Origin of the sequence: Stenotrophomonas sp. ATs4, assembly GCF_051861585.1 — a bacterium.
Taxonomy (GTDB): domain Bacteria; phylum Pseudomonadota; class Gammaproteobacteria; order Xanthomonadales; family Xanthomonadaceae; genus Stenotrophomonas; species Stenotrophomonas maltophilia_AS.
The window spans coordinates 58,976-75,259 of record NZ_JBLYPK010000012.1 but is presented as its reverse complement, the minus strand read 5'-3'; the positions used below and the strand labels follow the sequence as shown (position 1 = coordinate 75,259).

Annotated in this window: 16 protein-coding genes; 7 read left to right on the top strand and 9 right to left on the bottom strand. The window is 65.2% G+C overall.

All coding sequences use genetic code 11. The features are described from left to right. Positions 1-31: 31 nt before the first annotated feature. From kynU to asnS, 7 genes are all read right to left on the bottom strand, one after another. Positions 32-1,306: a kynureninase gene (gene kynU / locus ABR323_RS19330; RefSeq protein ID WP_439450461.1), complete on the bottom strand. Its 1,275-nt coding sequence runs from the start codon at positions 1,304-1,306 to the stop codon at positions 32-34. 204 nt (positions 1,307-1,510) lie between these two features. After that, complete coding sequence (locus tag ABR323_RS19325; RefSeq protein WP_135274382.1) at positions 1,511-2,032, bottom strand: 3-hydroxyanthranilate 3,4-dioxygenase; 522 nt, start codon at positions 2,030-2,032, stop codon at positions 1,511-1,513. Between the two features lie 19 nt (positions 2,033-2,051). Then, the gene (gene can, locus ABR323_RS19320) at positions 2,052-2,714 is read right to left on the bottom strand and encodes a carbonate dehydratase (RefSeq protein ID WP_108758447.1); all 663 of its coding nucleotides are present in this window, start codon (positions 2,712-2,714) and stop codon (positions 2,052-2,054) included. Positions 2,715-2,786: 72 nt separating this feature from the next. Beyond that, positions 2,787-3,425 carry an FMN-binding negative transcriptional regulator gene (locus ABR323_RS19315; protein ID WP_439450460.1) on the bottom strand — a complete coding sequence of 213 codons (639 nt, stop codon included), beginning with the start codon at positions 3,423-3,425 and terminating at the stop codon, positions 2,787-2,789. 7 nt (positions 3,426-3,432) lie between these two features. Further along, complete coding sequence (locus ABR323_RS19310) at positions 3,433-3,747, bottom strand: hypothetical protein (RefSeq protein WP_439450459.1); 315 nt, start codon at positions 3,745-3,747, stop codon at positions 3,433-3,435. A gap of 7 nt (positions 3,748-3,754) precedes the next feature. Continuing rightward, positions 3,755-4,054 (bottom strand): hypothetical protein, encoded by a 300-nt coding sequence (locus tag ABR323_RS19305; protein ID WP_065724447.1) that lies wholly within the window; start codon positions 4,052-4,054, stop codon positions 3,755-3,757. Between the two features lie 29 nt (positions 4,055-4,083). After that, positions 4,084-5,478: an asparagine--tRNA ligase gene (gene asnS / locus ABR323_RS19300; protein ID WP_439450458.1), complete on the bottom strand. Its 1,395-nt coding sequence runs from the start codon at positions 5,476-5,478 to the stop codon at positions 4,084-4,086. A 128-nt stretch (positions 5,479-5,606) separates the two neighbouring features. Between asnS and ABR323_RS19295 the strand changes: the two genes are divergently transcribed. The 4 genes from ABR323_RS19295 to rplI all read left to right on the top strand — a co-directional run bounded on the left by ABR323_RS19295 (position 5,607) and on the right by rplI (position 7,389). After that, positions 5,607-5,945 (top strand): HesB/IscA family protein, encoded by a 339-nt coding sequence (locus ABR323_RS19295; RefSeq protein WP_135274378.1) that lies wholly within the window; start codon positions 5,607-5,609, stop codon positions 5,943-5,945. Positions 5,946-6,153: 208 nt separating this feature from the next. Further along, positions 6,154-6,591, top strand: a complete 438-nt coding sequence (rpsF, locus tag ABR323_RS19290) for a 30S ribosomal protein S6 (RefSeq protein WP_006376493.1) — start codon at positions 6,154-6,156, stop codon at positions 6,589-6,591. An 11-nt stretch (positions 6,592-6,602) separates the two neighbouring features. Further along, positions 6,603-6,833 carry a 30S ribosomal protein S18 gene (gene rpsR, locus ABR323_RS19285; protein ID WP_005926280.1) on the top strand — a complete coding sequence of 77 codons (231 nt, stop codon included), beginning with the start codon at positions 6,603-6,605 and terminating at the stop codon, positions 6,831-6,833. Positions 6,834-6,936: 103 nt separating this feature from the next. After that, positions 6,937-7,389: a 50S ribosomal protein L9 gene (rplI, locus tag ABR323_RS19280; protein ID WP_006376492.1), complete on the top strand. Its 453-nt coding sequence runs from the start codon at positions 6,937-6,939 to the stop codon at positions 7,387-7,389. Positions 7,390-7,499: 110 nt separating this feature from the next. Here rplI and ABR323_RS19275 read toward each other — a convergent pair whose 3' ends face one another. Both ABR323_RS19275 and ABR323_RS19270 read right to left on the bottom strand, forming a co-directional pair. Further along, positions 7,500-7,970 carry a DUF1963 domain-containing protein gene (locus ABR323_RS19275; RefSeq protein WP_439450457.1) on the bottom strand — a complete coding sequence of 157 codons (471 nt, stop codon included), beginning with the start codon at positions 7,968-7,970 and terminating at the stop codon, positions 7,500-7,502. Positions 7,971-8,191: 221 nt separating this feature from the next. Further along, positions 8,192-8,779 carry a DUF1963 domain-containing protein gene (locus ABR323_RS19270; RefSeq protein ID WP_439450456.1) on the bottom strand — a complete coding sequence of 196 codons (588 nt, stop codon included), beginning with the start codon at positions 8,777-8,779 and terminating at the stop codon, positions 8,192-8,194. A 312-nt stretch (positions 8,780-9,091) separates the two neighbouring features. On the opposite strand from ABR323_RS19270, the gene smc reads away from it, so the two are divergent. The 3 genes from smc (at position 9,092) to ligA (ending at position 16,246) form a co-directional block, all read left to right on the top strand. Then, positions 9,092-12,595, top strand: a complete 3,504-nt coding sequence (gene smc, locus ABR323_RS19265; protein ID WP_439450455.1) for a chromosome segregation protein SMC — start codon at positions 9,092-9,094, stop codon at positions 12,593-12,595. Between the two features lie 46 nt (positions 12,596-12,641). Further along, the gene (gene zipA / locus ABR323_RS19260) at positions 12,642-13,382 is read left to right on the top strand and encodes a cell division protein ZipA (protein WP_439450454.1); all 741 of its coding nucleotides are present in this window, start codon (positions 12,642-12,644) and stop codon (positions 13,380-13,382) included. Between the two features lie 392 nt (positions 13,383-13,774). Beyond that, positions 13,775-16,246, top strand: a complete 2,472-nt coding sequence (gene ligA / locus ABR323_RS19255) for an NAD-dependent DNA ligase LigA (RefSeq protein ID WP_439450499.1) — start codon at positions 13,775-13,777, stop codon at positions 16,244-16,246. The last annotated feature ends 38 nt before the right edge of the window (positions 16,247-16,284 follow it).

The window sequence follows — 16,284 nt, the reverse complement described above, 5'->3', positions numbered from 1 at the left end:
CGAACTGTCCAGCGGTAGGGGAGGGACCGGCTTAGAGGCCGGCCCAGGCTTCCACTTCCTCGACGAAGTGGTGCACGTCCAGGTAGCGGTTGTAGAGCGGGGTAGGCGAGATGCGGATTACGTCCGGTTCGCGCCAATCGCCGAGCACGCCGATCCCGCGCAGGTGCTCGAACAGGGCGCGACCGCGCTCGCGGCCACCGATCACGCGCAGCGACAACTGACAGCCGCGGCGCTGCGGCTCGGCCGGGGTGATGATGTCCAGCACGTTGGGCAGACGCGCGCGCACCAGCGCTTCAAGCATGCCGGTCAGCGCCAGCGACTTGCTGCGCAGCGCGTCCATGCCGGCACGCTCGAACAGGTCCAGCGAGGCACGCAGCGGGGCCAGGCCGAGGATCGGCGGATTGCTCAGCTGCCAGCCTTCGGCGCCGATGGCTGGAGTGAACTGCGGCGCCATCTGGAAGCGGGTGGTTTCCTCGTGGCCCCACCAACCGGCGAAGCGCGGCAGCGTGCTGTCGCGATGGTGGCGTTCGTGCACGAAGGCACCGGCAACCGCGCCAGGACCGCTGTTGAGGTACTTGTAGTGGCACCACACGGCAAAGTCCGGCGCCACGTCATGCAGGCGCAGCGGCAGGTTGCCGACCGAGTGCGCCAGATCGAAGCCGATGCGTGCGCCCTGCAGGCGGGCGGCGCGAGTGATCGCATCCAGGTCGAAGGCTTGGCCGGTGCGGTACTGCACGCCGGGCCACAGCACCAGCGCCAGGCGCGGGCCGTGTTCGGCGATGGCGCGTTCGATCGCGTTCAGCGAGATCGTGCCGTTGGCTTCATCCGGCTGCACTTCCACCAGGCATTCGGCGGGGTCCAAACCATGGAAGCGGATCTGCGCTTCCACTGCATGGCGGTCGGTCGGGAATGCGCCGGCTTCCATCAGGATCACCGGGCGCTCGGCCGTTGGCCGGTAGAAGCTGACCATCATCAGGTGCAGGTTCACGCTCAGCGTGTTCATCGCGACCACTTCGCTGGGCAGCGCGCCGACCACGCGGGCCAGCTGTGCGCTCACCAAGCGGTGGTAGGACAGCCACTGCGTGGGGCCGGTGAAGTGGCCTTCCACGGCCAGCTCGCCCCACTGTTTCATGACTTCCTGCACGGCGGCCTGCGCGCCGCGCGGCTGCAGGCCGAGCGAGTTGCCGACGAAGTAGGTCTGCTCGCCGCCGCCATGACGCGGAATCAGGAATTCACTGCGCAGTGGCCGCAGCGGATCGGCGGCGTCCAGGGCGATGGCGTGGGTGCGGCTGAGCAGGTCGGACATGGTCGGGCAACAGGCTGCAACGGGGCTGCCAGTGTAGCGCCTGGGGCAGGCCCGGGGCGCTGCCAACCTTACGTCAGCGCCACATGACCCGGTAGTCGCCAACCTTGGTTGGCGCACGTGCGAACAAACGCCCACCAAGGTGGGCATCTACCAGGGCGGGAGCGAGCAAGCGCCCACCAAGGTGGGCAACTACCGTTCGCTGGCTCAGCCCGCCGCCGGCGTCGGCAACGGGTCCACATGCCCGCACTGGCTGCAGGTACGCAGCTCCAGGCTGGCGTGATAACGCGCGAACACCTTCGGCAGGTCGGTTTCGATGTTCTGCAGCGGGAAGAACTCTTCGTGCAGCTTGTGGTTGCAGCGCTCGCAATGCCAGATCACGCCGTCCATCTCATGCGGCAGCCGCTTGCGCTCCACCACCAGGCCGATGCCACCTGGCGGGCGTCGCGGCGAGTGCGGCACCTTGGCCGGCAGCAGGAATATCTCGCCGGCCCGGATCGGGATGTCGCGTACCGCGCCGTCTTCCTGCACCTTCAGCACCATCTCGCCTTCGAGCTGGTAGAACCACTCGGGGCCTTCGTCGTAGTGGTAGTCGGTGCGCGAGTTCGGCCCGCCCACCACCATCACGATGAAGTCGCCGTTATCGATCATCTTGTTGCCCACCGGCGGCTTCAGCAGGTGGCGGTTTTCTTCGATCCAGGCGTGCAGGTTGATCGGCGAAGCGAGCATGGTGGTCATCCGTAAGGGATCAGTCGCGCTTGCCCTTGCGCGGGACGTAGGACAGGGCCTTTTCATAGGCGGGCTGCAGCTCTTCCAGCGCGCCGACATCGATGCCCATCTCGCGCACGCGGCCATCCTTCAGGCTGTAGACCCAGCCGTGCACCATCAGCTTCTGACCCCGTGCCCAGGCATCCTGCACGATGGTCGAGCGGCACAGATTGGCGACCTGCTCGATTACGTTCAGTTCGCACAGGCGTGCGTGCTTGAGTTCATCGGTTTCGATCGCATCGATGATCGCACTGTGCTTCTGCATCACATCGCCGACATGGCGCAGCCAGTTGTCGGCCAGGCCGACACGGGTGTTGTGCAGGCAGGCATGCACGCCACCGCAGCCGTAGTGGCCGACGATCAGGATGTGCTTTACCTTCAGCTGGTCCACCGCGTACTGCACAACGCTCAGGCAGTTCAGGTCGGTGTGCGCGACCACATTGGCGACATTGCGATGCACGAACACTTCACCGGGCGCCATGCCGATGATCTGGTTGGCCGGCACGCGCGAATCGGAGCAGCCGATCCACAGGTATTCGGGGTGCTGCTGCTTGGCCAGCTGGTGGAAGAATTCGGGATCCTCCTTCTCTATCCGGTCGGCCCAGTCGCGGTTGTTCTGCAGCAGCTTGTGGATGTCTTTCATGTATGGGTCCCTGGCGTCGGGTGGGGGCGCGCCGCAGCCATCCGGCTGCGTCGTCGCGGGAATCTGGGGTGTTCAGTCGCTGCGGGCGGCCTGTTCGCGGTGCCAGCGCATCCACTGCGCCAACTCGGTGGAAGAGGGAGTGCCCAGCTGTTCCAGTTCGGCAATCACTGCGCGCTGGTTGGCGTCAGGATGGTTCTGGCTCAGCTTGAGCTTCAGCTGCACGTGCTCAACCTGGAAGCGGAAGCCGACGATGGCGCGCAGCTCCGGGCCGTGTTCGGCACGCGTGGCGTCGAACTGCCAGGTCTGGCCGACACTGGCTTCGAAGCGGTCGCTGATGGCGCCGACCAGTTCGGCCAGTGCATCGGTATCGTCGAAGGTCTGCAGCTGGCCACGCAGCTCGGCGGCGGCATAGTTCCAGGTAGGCACCCGCGCGGCGGGCTCCTTGTCCGGGTACCAGCTGGCCGAGACGTAGCCATGCGGGCCATCGACAAGCACCTTGGCCGTGCCGGCATGGCGCGACTGGGGGTTGGCGCGGGCCCAATGCCCGCGCAGCTCGATATGTTCGCCGTCACGCCGGTAAAGAACCGGCAGCCGGGTCAGCTCCGGAAGGCCATCACTGCCGGGGGTGAGCACAGTGACAAACGGATCGCGCGCCAGCAGGCGGTCCAGCCAGAGCAGGTCGGTCTCGGCGAAGGCGCGCGGGGTGAACATGCGATGGTCAGGCGCGCGCGCCCAGCAACTGCACCATGCGGCCACGCAGGCCCTCATCGCTGTCGGCCTGCGGCGGCTGTACTTCGTGCAGGGTGAAGCCGCGCACCAGCGCGTCTTCTTCGTCCAGGCCGTCGTACTCGACGAATTCGGCGTCGAACAGCTGCGAGCGGGCAGTGTCTTCGCTGTCATAGCTCAGCGTGTTGCCATCGCTGTCCAGCACTTCGGCAGTGCCGGCGGCGCGGATGCGCAGGCGCGCCCAGATCAAGGTGTTGCCGAGGCTGGCCAGCCACCAGCTGTCGCGCGAGGTGGTGATGTCGTTCATATGTGTCTTACCAGAGCGAGGCCAACCAGAGCAGGGCTGCCATGCCCAGTCCGGCCAGCAGGGTCAGCAGCGATACCCAGGCCGGTGTCGCCAGCCCGGACAGCGAGCGGTCCGGTTGCTGCCGATAATCGCGGCGCAGCAACCAGCCCAGAGCGTCGGGCTTGAGAAAGGCGCCGCTGCCGAAGCGCTCGGCGAGCGCCGGATGACGGTCGCGCACGTGCACCAGGGTCAGCGGCCAGAAGATCACGAAGGCACTGAACCCGGCCACTGCCACGCCAACGAAACAGAGGGCGAAGAACAGGGTCATGGGGCAGTACCTCCGTGGTCGTGTGGGGCTTAGAAGTCCGCGCTGCCCGGGGCACGCGGGTAGGGGATCGCATCGCGGATGTTGGACAGGCCGCAGACGTAGACCACCAGGCGTTCGAAGCCCAGGCCGAAGCCGGCGTGCGGCACCGAACCATAGCGGCGGAAATCGCGGTACCAGCTGTAGTGCTCGCGATCCAGGCCGAACTGCGCCATGCGTGCGTCCAGCACGTCCAGGCGCTCTTCGCGCTGGCTGCCGCCGATGATCTCGCCGATGCCCGGGGCCAAGACGTCCATCGCGGCAACGGTCTTGCCGTCTTCGTTCAGGCGCATGTAGAAGGCCTTGATGTGCTCGGGGTAGTTGGTCACCACCACCGGGCGGCCGACATGTTCCTCGGTCAGCCAACGCTCGTGCTCGGTCTGCAGGTCCAGGCCCCATTCGACCGGGAAGTCGAACTTCTTGCCCGATTTCTGCAGCAGCGTGACCGCATCGGTGTAGTCGATGCGCTCGAACGGTGCGTTGATGAAGCCTTCCAGCTTGCTGATCGCGTTCTTGTCCACGCGCTCGGCGATGAAGGCCAGGTCGTCTCCGCGCTCGTCCAGCACGGCACGGAACAGGTACTTCAGGAATTCCTCGGCCAGGCGCGCGTCTTCGGCCAGGTCGGCGAAGGCGATTTCCGGCTCGATCATCCAGAACTCCGCCAGGTGGCGGGTGGTGTGGCTGTTCTCGGCGCGGAAGGTCGGGCCGAACGTGTAGACCTTGCTCAGCGCCAGGCAGTAGGCCTCGACGTTCAGCTGGCCGGACACGGTCAGGAAGGTTTCCTTGCCGAAGAAGTCGCGGCTGAAATCGATCGCGCCCTTCTCGTCACGCGGCAGGTTCACCATGTCCAGGGTGGACACGCGGAACATCTGGCCGGCGCCTTCGGCGTCGGAGGTGGTGATGATCGGGGTGCTGATCCAGTTGAAGCCGTTCTCGTGGAAGAAACGGTGTACGGCCTGGGCCAGGCAGTTGCGGATGCGGGTGACCGCGCCGAACAGGTTGGTGCGCGGGCGCAGGTGTGCCACTTCGCGCAGGAACTCCGGCGACATCGGCTTGGGCTGGATCGGGTAGGTGAGCGGGTCTTCGACCCAGCCGACCACTTCCAGCGCGCTGGCCTGGATCTCGAACGACTGGCCCTTGCCCTGCGACTTCACCAGGGTGCCGGTGGCGATGACCGAGCAGCCGCTGGTCAGGCGCTTGATCTCGTCGAAGTTGGCCAGGCTGTCGCCGGCCACGACCTGGATCGGGGCGAAGCAGGAGCCGTCGCTCACATTCACGAAAGCCAGATTCGCTGAACCGCGCACCGTGCGCACCCATCCGCGTACCGTGACTTCGCCGCCTTCCGGGATCTTCCCGGCAAGCGCATGTTCAACGCTGACCACCGTCATGACTTGAATCCTCTGCTGATCGACTCGATCTGTGAACACGGGAGTTTACCGGTTGCAGCGTTCTGCTTGCGAGGCATTTTTCGCGCCATCGGCACCTTATAATGTCCCCGTACCTCTGGAGTAGCCCCATGGCCGTCAGCCTGACCCCCATTGCCTTTGAGCGCGTGCAGCGCTTTGTCGCCCAGACCCCCGGCGCGCTGGGCCTGCGTTTTGGCGTGACCAAGACCGGCTGCTCCGGCTGGGGCCACATCACCGACCTGGCGCGCGACGAGCGCGAGGGCGATACCGTGTTCGACCAGGACGGCGTGAAGATCTACGTCGATGCCAAGAGCCTGGCGCTGGTGGACGGCACCGTGATCGACTTCGGCAAGCACGGCCTGAGCGAGACCTTCACGTTCAGCAACCCGAACGCCACTGCCGAGTGCGGTTGCGGCGAGAGCTTCACCACCGACACCGACAAAGCCTGAGCCCCGCTTGGGTAGTTGCCGACCTTGGTCGGCACGGGTGCAGGGCACCCGGTTCAGGAGCTCCAGGGCACCCCCGGTTGCCCGGCACCCCCATCTGCGCCATAATGCGCGGCTTCCTGCCTGCCTGGCAGGATCCCTTGCCCCACCGCGGTATCAACGGCGGGGGGCTGTCCGGCCCATGAGGGCCACATCCGAAAGGTAGAAAAACATGAGTCGTCATTACGAAATCGTGTTCATGGTCCACCCGGACCAGAGCGAGCAGGTCCCGGCCATGATCGAGCGCTACAAGTCGCTGGTCGAGAACGGCAACGGCACCATCCACCGTCTGGAAGACTGGGGCCGCCGCCAGCTGGCGTACCCGATCCAGAACCTGGTGAAGGCGCACTACGTGCTGCTGAACATCGAAGCCGACCAGGCCGTGCTGAACGAGCTGACCGAGAGCTTCCGCTTCAACGACGCCGTGCTGCGCAACCTGGTCATCAAGCGTGACGAGGCTGACACCGAGCAGTCGCTGATCATGAAGAGCAAGGACGAGAAGGGCGACAAGCCCGAGCGTGGTGAGCGTCGTCGTCGTGATGACGAAGAAGGCGAAACCACCCCCGCCGCTGACAACGATGCCGGCGACGACGCCGCTTCGGCCGCCTAAGGAGCACTGACATGTCCAAGTTCTTCCGTCGCCGCAAGTTCTGCAAGTTCACCGCCGAAGGTGTCAAGGAGATCGATTACAAGGATCTCAACACCCTGCGCCAGTACCTGACCGAGAACGGCAAGATCGTGCCGAGCCGCGTCACCGGTACCAAGTCGAAGTACCAGCGTCAGCTGGCGACCGCCGTCAAGCGCGCTCGCTTCCTGGCCCTGATCCCGTACACCGACAACCACGACATCTGATGCCGGCGGGGCGGCCCTGTGCCGCCTCCCTGTGCCAGCTATTCGGACAGCCATTGTTGCGGGGCCTCGCCTCGCTAACGAATAACTTATCTGGAGCAATACCATGCAGCTGATCCTTCTGCAGAAAGTCACCAACCTCGGCAACCTGGGCGACCTGGTCGACGTGAAGCCGGGCTACGGCCGTAACTTCCTCGTGCCGCAGGGCAAGGCCGTGCCGGCCACCGAGAGCAACAAGGCCGAGTTCGAAGCCAAGCGCGCCGACTACGAAGCCAAGGCCCAGGCCATCCACGCCGACGCTGACGCCCGCAAGGCCAAGCTGGAAGGCGCGAGCGTGACCATCGCCGCCAACGCTTCGACCGAAGGCAAGCTGTACGGCTCGGTCGGCGCCCGCGAAATCGCTGATGCCTTCACCGCTGCCGGCCTTGAGCTGAACAAGAGCGAAGTCATCCTGGGCGAAGGCGCCTTCCGCAACATCGGTGAGTACGACGTCCTGGTGCACCTGCACGCTGACGTTGAAACCACCGTCAAGGTTGTGGTCGAAGCCGAAAAGGCCTGATCCCACGCCGCAAGGCCTGGAATCACCGCAGAACGGGCGCCCGCAAGGGTGCCCGTTTTGTTTTGGGCGATCGCCGGGTATGTGGAGTCGAGCCATGCTCGACTGGTTGCTCAGGTGGTCTGGATGACGAATCGACCGCAGTCCATTGAAGGCGCGCGAATGTTGCGTTCAAGCAATAGATAGCCCATTCCACCGGCGAGGATTCCTCGATGTGTGGGTGCTGCCCGGTTCAATCGGGAACCGTTGATCTGGAGGATGAACTCCCGCCCTTCAGCGCAATCGTCCTGAAGCCAAGCGGGAGTTCCACCGATCTTGGCGATTCCGTTGTCGGCGTCGTCCGGGATGGAGGCTGCGGCGGTGGTGATCAGGCGCGGTTTAAAAGGAAGTGTTGCGCTGTCTGCGCCGGGTTCGTGGGGCGCGTAAGCGATGACACGGCCGCCAGTCAGTAGAGCGGTTTCGATGTAGGCATCATCAATAACGTCATAAGGCGTGAAGATCGACACGCAGAGGTGAGCTCTGATTGCGATCTTCGGGGTATGCGTTTGAATGAAGGGCGCAGGCAAGCTTGCAAGATGAAGCATTGGCTTTCCTTTGGCGTCGCAAGGCCAAGAAGTATCGGGAGACAGGTATGGGGCGCCTCCCAAGAAAGCGCAGCCCGGAGCTTGGCCATAATTTTCGAATACAAGTTCTCTGTACATGGATGAGTCCGATGGCGTTGAGGGCCGAGCCAGCGATGACCTGTTCTTGTCCGGTCTGATGAGTCATGGCCGGCCGAGGTCGGGCAACTGACTTGGCCTGTCTCTCAAGTGGTTTGGACGACAAATCGACCGCAGTCCATCGAAGGTGAAGGAATGTTGCGATCAAGCAACAGATAGCCCATCCCGCCGATCAGGATTCCTTGATGTGTCGGGGCTGCCTTATCAAGATCGAAGTCGTCGAACTGAAGGACGAACGCCTGGTCTTCCGATTCGTCATCCTGCAGCCAGTAAGGCCGTCCACCAATTTTCGAAGTTCCGTGAGGTGTTTCGCCCTCACTCAGCGCCATCCCGGCACAAATGCGGAGTGGCCCAATCGGCGCGCAGGGAGAGTCTCTTGGTTCATGCCCAGACCAGTGAACGACCACGCGACCGCCCTGGTCCATGACTTCTTCGAATCTCTGCTCGCCCGAGGTGATATATGGCGTGAAGACCGAAATGCTCAGCCCAGGCGCGATGTACAGTCCGGCGACGTGGCTTCGAATGAATGCGGCTGGAAAACTGGCCAGGTGAAGCAGTGCGTGTCCATGGATGCTGGTTGGCCAAGGGGTAAGGGCATCCAGCCAAGCGGTCCCGCCGAGCACGGGAGCGGTCATCGCGTCGTCGGCGTGGGTAAATAAAAGCGGTCGATACATCCCCCCTATCCTGCACGGCTTCTGATGTGCAGGGCTGTGACTCGGTCCAATAATCAATAAATATCAAGGACTTGCGATTTGATCGGTGGCTTGGAAATCCGTCGCGCCAGGCGCAAAGCGACATCTGGACCCATTTCAAGCGCGCTCAGAGCCGGTCATCCCGCCCGTGGAACATTCGCGCCGTTATACTCATTCCATTGTGTCACCCTTGGCTTCATTGAATTCTTTTGAAATCAATGGCTTGAGGTGCTGGCTGACCTGACATCCACAATACGGACGCCCCTAGGGCGCCTGTTGGAACCCAATCACGCCATGCGTCTTTCCACGATCAAGCTGTCCGGCTTCAAGTCGTTCGTCGATCCGACCACGCTGCACCTGCCGACCAATATGACCGGCGTGGTGGGGCCCAATGGCTGCGGCAAGTCGAACATCATCGACGCCGTGCGCTGGGTCATGGGCGAGAGCTCGGCCAGCCGCCTGCGTGGCGACTCGCTGACCGACGTGATCTTCTCCGGTTCCAACGCCCGCAAGCCGGTCTCGCAGGCCACCGTCGAGCTGATCTTCGACAACTCCGACCACACGATCTCGGGCGAGTACGCCTCGTTCAACGAGATCTCGGTCAAGCGTACGGTCAGCCGCGACGGCACCAGCAATTACTACCTCAACGGCACCAAGTGCCGCCGCCGCGACATCACCGACCTGTTCCTCGGCACCGGCCTGGGCCCGCGCAGCTACTCGATCATCGAGCAGGGCATGATCAGCCAGATCATCGAAGCGCGCCCGGAAGACCTGCGCGTGTACCTGGAAGAGGCGGCCGGCATCTCCAAGTACAAGGAGCGCCGCAAGGAAACCGAGACCCGCATCCGCCACACCCGCGAGAACCTGGACCGGCTGGGTGACCTGCGCGATGAAATCAGCAAGCAGCTGGAGCATCTCAAGCGCCAGGCCCGCCAGGCAGAGCAGTATCAGGCATTGCAGGAAGAGCGCCGGGTCAAGGATGCGGAGTGGAAGGCGCTGGAATTCCGCGGTCTTGATGGCCGGCTTTCGAAGCTGCGCGAAGGGCTGTCGCAGGAAGAAACCAAGCTTCAGCAGCTGATCGCCGACCAGCGCGATGCCGAAGCGCGCATCGAGACCTCGCGCGTGCGTCGCGAAGAGGCTGCCGACGCGCTCAATACCGCGCAGGCTGCGGTCTACCAGGTCGGCAGCACGCTGGCGCGTGTGGAACAGCAGATCCAGCACCAGCGCGAGCTGTCGCAGCGCCTGCACAAGGCGCGCGATGAAACCCGCCAGGCACTGGCCGAACTGGGCCAGCACATCAGTGGCGACGAGGCCAAGCTGATGGTGCTGCGCGAAGCGGTGGAGGCCGCCACCCCACAGCTGGAAGAACTGCAGGAAGAGAACGAGATCAAGCAGGAAAGCCTGCGTGAGGCCGAAGACCGGCTGACCAGCTGGCAGCAGCGCTGGGAGCAGCACACTTCGCAGAGTTCGGAAGCCTCGCGCGCCGGCGATGTCGAGCGTACCCGCGTGGACTATCTCGACAAGCAGACCCTTGACGCCGATCGTCGCCGTGAAGCCCTGGCCGCCGAGCGCGCCGGGCTGGACGTGGATGCACTGGAAGAGGCCTTCGAGCAGCTGCACCTGCAGCACGACACGCAGAAGACCGCGCTGGACGAACTGAGCGAAGACGTCGAGCAGCGCAAGCAGGGCGTGGCTGAGGTGCAGGAGCAGCAGCGCAATGGCCAGAACGAACTGGCCGAGCTGCGCAAGCAGGCCAATGGCCTGCGTGGTCGCCTGGCCTCGCTGGAAGCCCTGCAGCAGGCTGCGTTTGGCCAGGAGCAGGGCGCTGCCGTCGCCTGGCTGAAGGCGCGCGGGCTGGATTCGGCGGCGCGTGTCGGCGAGCGCCTGGACGTTGATGCCGGCTGGGAAAACGCGGTGGAGAGCGCACTGGGTCAGTTGATCGAAGGCGTGCTGGTCGATGACCCGGCCAGCCTGGTCGATGCCCTGGGCGAACTCGGCGACGGTCATATTGCGCTGGTCGCCAACAATGGCGCCGAGCTGAAGGTCGCACCGACCTCACTGGCTGCGCGCGTGCGCGGACCGGCGGCGATCCGTCGCCTGCTGGCGCACCTGCATGCTGCCAAGGACCTGTCCGAGGCGAAGGCGTTGCAGGCCAGCCTGCCTGAAGGCGATTCGATCATCACCCTGGGCGGCGAGCGCCTGGGCCAGGGCTGGGTGCGTGTATCGCGCTCCGGTGCGGCCGAGCAGGGCGCGCTGCTGCGCGAGCGGGAAATCAACGAGCTGCGTGAGCAGATCGAGCAGCTGCAGGACCGCGAGGCCGAGCTGGAAGAGCAGCTGAGCGGTTTCCGCGAGCAGTTGCAGGCAGCCGAACAGCAGCGCGAAGACGCGCAGCGTGCGCTGTACCAGGCCCATCGTGCAGTCTCTGAACTGGCTGGCCAGCTGCAGGGCCAGCAAGGCAAGGTGGAAGCCGCACGCACGCGCATCGATCGTATCGAAGGCGAGCTGAAGCAGCTGCAGGAAACGCTGGACGCCAACAACGAGCAGGCGCGTGAAGCGCGCTCGCGGTTGGAAAACGCAGTCAGCAGCATGGGCGATCTGGAATCGATCCGGCAGGGATTGGAGGGCGAGCGCCGCCAGCTGACCGAGGCTCGCGACCTGGCCCGCGACGCCGCACGTGCGGTGCGTGAACGTTCGCATTCGCTGGCCCTGACCCTGGAATCGCAGCGGGCGCAGCTGGCCTCACTGAGCCAGGCGCTGGAGCGCATGGGCACCCAGCGCGGGCAGCTTGATTCACGTCTTGGCGAACTGCACTCTCAGTTGGATGAGGGGGATTCGCCGGTCGAATCGCTGCAGGCCGAGCATCAGAATGCACTGGAAGAGCGTGTACGGGCCGACCGCGTGCTGACCGAGGCGCGCACCTTGCTGGACGGCATCGACGCCGAGCTGCGCAATTACGAACAGACCCGCCATCAGCGCGACGAACAGGCACTGGCCCAGCGTGAGCGCATTTCGCAGCGCAAGCTGGACCAGCAGGCGCTGGTGCTCAGTGCCGATACCCTGCAGGCCGCAGTGGAGAAGGCCGGTTTCGTGATGCCGGATGTGCTCAACGCGTTGCCCGAAGACGCCCGCCTTGGGGACTGGGAGCAGGCCGTGCACCAGATCGACGGCCGCATGCGCCGGCTGGAGCCGGTCAACCTCGCCGCCATCCACGAGTACGGGGAAGCTTCGCAGCGTTCGGAGTACCTGGATGCCCAGCATGTGGACCTGACCACTGCGCTGGAGACCCTGGAAGATGCCATCCGCAAGATCGACCGCGAGACCCGCGGCCGCTTCAAGGACACCTTCGACCGCGTCAATGCCGGCGTACAGGCGCTGTACCCGCGCCTGTTCGGCGGCGGCCATGCCTATCTGGAACTGACCGGTGAAGACCTGCTCGACACTGGCGTGACCATCATGGCGCGCCCGCCGGGCAAGCGCGTGTCCAGCATCTCGCTGCTGTCCGGTGGCGAGAAGGCGATGACCGCCGTGGCGCTGGTGTTTGCCATCTTCCAGCTGAATCCTGCGCCGTTCTGCCTGCTGGACGAAGTGGACGCGCCGCTGGACGAGGCCAACGTCGGCCGCCTGGCGAACATGGTCAAGGAAATGAGCGAGAAAGTGCAGTTCCTGTTCGTCAGCCATAACAAGGCGACGATGGAGGCTGCGCACCAGCTGTCGGGCGTGACGATGCGCGAGCCGGGCGTCAGCCGCCTGGTCAGCGTGGACCTGGAAGAAGCTGCACGATTGGCGGGCGCGGCCTGACGTGCCATCCTAGTTACCTGAATGAACTAGCCGGAGAACCTATCGAATGTCCGACACGGCACTGTTGCGCATCGGCATCCTGGCCGCCGGCCTGCTGTTGATCGCCGCGATCTTCCTGTTTGGCCGTCCGAAAAAGAAGCCCCAGGGGCGTCGCGTGGAAGGCGCGGAACCGACCAGCGGCGAACGTCGCGAGCCGGTGCTGGGCGACGACGGCATACCCGTGGCCGATGGCCGCATTGAACCCGGCATGGGCGGGGAAGGCGAGCAGGCCGAGCTCGGCCTGCCCGACACCGATCTGGGCGCGGCCAGCGACCTCGGCAAGCGCGCCACTCAGGATTTCGACAAGATCGTTTCGCTGCTGGTGGCGGCCCGCGCCGGTGAGCAGCTGCGTGGCGAGGACATCGTGGTGGCTGCCGAGAAGACCGGCCTGGTGTTCGGCCATATGAACGTGTTCCATCGCCTGGTGGAGGGTTACCCCGAGCGTGGACCGATCTTCTCGATGGCCAGCGTCATCAATCCGGGCAGCTTCGACATGGCCAACATCCGCGCCATGGAGACCCCGGCCATCGCCTTCTTCCTGACCCTGCCGGCGCCGCTGACCGCGCTGGATGCGTGGGAGAAGATGCTGCCGACCGTGCAGCGCATGGCCGAACTGCTCGACGGCGTGGTGCTGGATGACAGCCGCAATGCCCTGGGCCGCCAGCGCATCGCACACATCCGCGATGAACTGCGTGCCTATGACCGCCAGCACCAGGCGCCGCCGCTGACCAAGACCCCGCGCTGGTAAGCGCGGCGGTTCTGGCGTGCCGACCAACGGTCGGCACCCACCCCGATGGATGTACGTCGGCACCCACCCCGATGGATGCACGTCGGCACCCACCCCGATGGATGCACGTCGGCACCCACCCCGATGGATGCATGTCGGCACCCACCCCGATGGATGCACGTCGGCACCCACCCCGACGGATGCACGTCGGCACCCCTCCGGTAGATCCACGCCATGCGTGGATGGGGTTCTGTAGAGTCGAGCGTGGCTCGACTGCAGACGTGCCAACCAAGGTTGGCACCTGCCGGAGCGGAGAACGCCCGTCGAGCACGGCTCGACGCTGCAAAGGCGTGGGCACTACAGGGCCTGACGCCCGGGCACGGTAGAATCCCCTGCCATCCCAGAACCACCGGATCCCGATGAGCCCCAGCCCCGCCGAACGCGCCGAAGACCTTCGCCGGCAGATCGCCCAGGCCAACCGCGCCTACCACGAGCTGGATGCGCCGGAGATCCCCGACGTCGACTACGACCGGATGGTGCGCGAGCTGGAGTCGCTGGAGCGCGAGCATCCGGAACTGGCCCGTGCCGACAGCCCGACCCAGCAGGTCGGTGCGCGTCCGTCCGGTCGCTTCGCCGAGGTGCGTCATGCGGTGCCGATGCTGTCGCTGTCCAATGCCTTCAGTGATGAGGAAGTGGCCGACTTCGTACGCCGTATCGATGAGCGCCTGGGGCGTCGCAGCCTGCGGTTCTCGGCCGAACCGAAGATGGACGGACTGGCGATCAGCCTACGCTACGAAGAGGGGCATTTCGTGTTGGGCGCGACCCGCGGCGATGGCAGCACCGGCGAGGACGTGACCGCCAATCTGCGCGAGATTGGAGATGTTCCCAAACGCCTGCACGGCAAGGACTGGCCGGACGTGCTGGAAGTGCGCGGCGAGGTCTACATGGCCCGCGCCGACTTCGAGGCCTACAACGAACGTGCACGCCTGCAGGGCGGCAAGGTGCTGGCCAATCCGCGCAACGCTGCGGCTGGTTCGCTGCGCCAGCTCGACCCGAAGATCAGCGCACAGCGCAGGCTGAGTTTCTTTGCCTATGGCACCGGCGAAGTGCAGGGCGGCGAGCTGCCCGACACCCATTCGGGTACGCTGGCCCAGCTCGGTGCCTGGGGCTTCCCGGTCAGTGAATTGTGCAAGGTGGTGGAAGGCACCGACGGCCTGCTCGGCTACTACCGTGATATCGGCGAGCGTCGCGACGGCCTGCCATTCGACATCGACGGCGTGGTCTACAAGCTGGATGACCGCGCCGGCCAGCAGGCCATGGGCTTTGTCTCGCGTGCCCCGCGCTGGGCCATCGCGCACAAGTTCCCGGCACAGGAACAGAGCACCACGGTGGAGGCGATCGAGATCCAGATCGGCCGTACCGGTGCGGCCACGCCGGTTGCACGGTTGGCGCCGGTGGCGGTGGCCGGGGTGATCGTGTCCAACGCCACCCTGCACAACGCCGACCAGATCGCGCGCCTTGATGTACGGGTGGGTGACAGCGTGATCGTGCGTCGTGCCGGTGACGTGATCCCGGAAGTGGTCAGCGTCATCCTCGACCGTCGCCCGCAGGGCACCACGCCGTGGCAGATGCCGACGCGCTGCCCGGTGTGCGGTTCGGAAATCGTGCGCGAGGAGGGGGCGGCAGCCTGGCGTTGTTCCGGCGAACTGTCCTGCCCGGCGCAGCGCAAGGAAGCCATTGCGCACTTCGCCTCGCGCCGTGCGATGGACATCGATGGCCTGGGCGACAAGTACATCGAAACCCTGGTTGACGCCGGGATCGTCAAGAGCGTGGCCGACCTGTATCGGCTCAGTCGCGACCAGCTGCTGCACCTGAAACTGGTGTTGGATGCGGAGGACCCATCTGCACTGGCTGCCGCGCTGAAGCTGCACCTGCCGGCCGAAGGCAGCGGCGTGGTACTCAACGCCGTGCTCAAGCTGGATGGCAGCGATCCGGGCTGGCGCGCGCAGGCGCTGGTGCAGCCGGCCAGCTTCGAATGGAACACGAAGAAGATCGCCACCAAGTGGGCCGACAACCTGATCGCGGCGATTGACGCCAGCCGTGCTGCCACGCTCGAACGCCTGCTGTTCGCACTGGGCATCGAACACGTTGGCGAGAGCACCGCCAAGGCGCTGGCGCAGTGGTTCGGTGACCTGGAGCTGATCCGCCACCTGCCGTGGCCGTTGTTCAAGCGTGTGCCGGACATCGGTGGCGAAGTGGCCCGTTCGCTCGGCCACTTCTTCGAGCAGCAGGGCAACCAGCAGGCCATCGATGACCTGCTGCAGGTTGGCCAGGTACGGATCAGCGATGTGCATGCACCCAGCGCCAAGCTGCGCGAGGGCCTGGATCTGGCGCAGCTGTTGGTCGAGTCGGAAATTCCCGGCATCACCCGCCTGCGCGCCGAGAAGCTGGTGACTGCGCTGCCAAGCGCGCAGGCCGTGCTCGACGCCGAGCATGGCCAGTTCGTCAACGCCGGTCTGCCCGACGACACCGCGCGAGGCCTGGCCGAGTGGCTCGATGCCGAGGGCCATGGCGCCATGCTGCTGGCGGCCGAGAAGGCGATGCAGCAGATCCTGGCCAAGGCACCGGCGCTGGCCGAGGTCGTGTCCGGTCCGCTGGATGGGCAGACCGTGGTGCTGACCGGCACCCTGGCCCAGCTAACCCGCGATGCCGCCAAGGAGCGCCTGGAAGCACTGGGTGCCAAAGTCTCCGGCAGTGTCTCGAAGAAGACCAGCTTCGTGGTGGCCGGTACCGAAGCCGGTTCCAAGCTGGACAAGGCGCAGTCGCTGGGTGTGCCGGTGTGGGACGAAGACCGCCTGCTGGCCTATCTCGCCGAACACGAATGAAGCCCCCGCCCGGCGCGCCTGCGCCCGGCATGAAACAC

Coding starts and splice junctions, on each gene's coding strand:
- kynU (WP_439450461.1), bottom strand. CDS start 1,306: ATGTCCGACCTGCTCAGCCGCACCCACGCCATCGCCCTGGACGCCGCC.
- ABR323_RS19325 (WP_135274382.1), bottom strand. CDS start 2,032: ATGCTCGCTTCGCCGATCAACCTGCACGCCTGGATCGAAGAAAACCGC.
- can (WP_108758447.1), bottom strand. CDS start 2,714: ATGAAAGACATCCACAAGCTGCTGCAGAACAACCGCGACTGGGCCGAC.
- ABR323_RS19315 (WP_439450460.1), bottom strand. CDS start 3,425: ATGTTCACCCCGCGCGCCTTCGCCGAGACCGACCTGCTCTGGCTGGAC.
- ABR323_RS19310 (WP_439450459.1), bottom strand. CDS start 3,747: ATGAACGACATCACCACCTCGCGCGACAGCTGGTGGCTGGCCAGCCTC.
- ABR323_RS19305 (WP_065724447.1), bottom strand. CDS start 4,054: ATGACCCTGTTCTTCGCCCTCTGTTTCGTTGGCGTGGCAGTGGCCGGG.
- asnS (WP_439450458.1), bottom strand. CDS start 5,478: ATGACGGTGGTCAGCGTTGAACATGCGCTTGCCGGGAAGATCCCGGAA.
- ABR323_RS19295 (WP_135274378.1), top strand. CDS start 5,607: ATGGCCGTCAGCCTGACCCCCATTGCCTTTGAGCGCGTGCAGCGCTTT.
- rpsF (WP_006376493.1), top strand. CDS start 6,154: ATGAGTCGTCATTACGAAATCGTGTTCATGGTCCACCCGGACCAGAGC.
- rpsR (WP_005926280.1), top strand. CDS start 6,603: ATGTCCAAGTTCTTCCGTCGCCGCAAGTTCTGCAAGTTCACCGCCGAA.
- rplI (WP_006376492.1), top strand. CDS start 6,937: ATGCAGCTGATCCTTCTGCAGAAAGTCACCAACCTCGGCAACCTGGGC.
- ABR323_RS19275 (WP_439450457.1), bottom strand. CDS start 7,970: ATGCTTCATCTTGCAAGCTTGCCTGCGCCCTTCATTCAAACGCATACC.
- ABR323_RS19270 (WP_439450456.1), bottom strand. CDS start 8,779: ATGTATCGACCGCTTTTATTTACCCACGCCGACGACGCGATGACCGCT.
- smc (WP_439450455.1), top strand. CDS start 9,092: ATGCGTCTTTCCACGATCAAGCTGTCCGGCTTCAAGTCGTTCGTCGAT.
- zipA (WP_439450454.1), top strand. CDS start 12,642: ATGTCCGACACGGCACTGTTGCGCATCGGCATCCTGGCCGCCGGCCTG.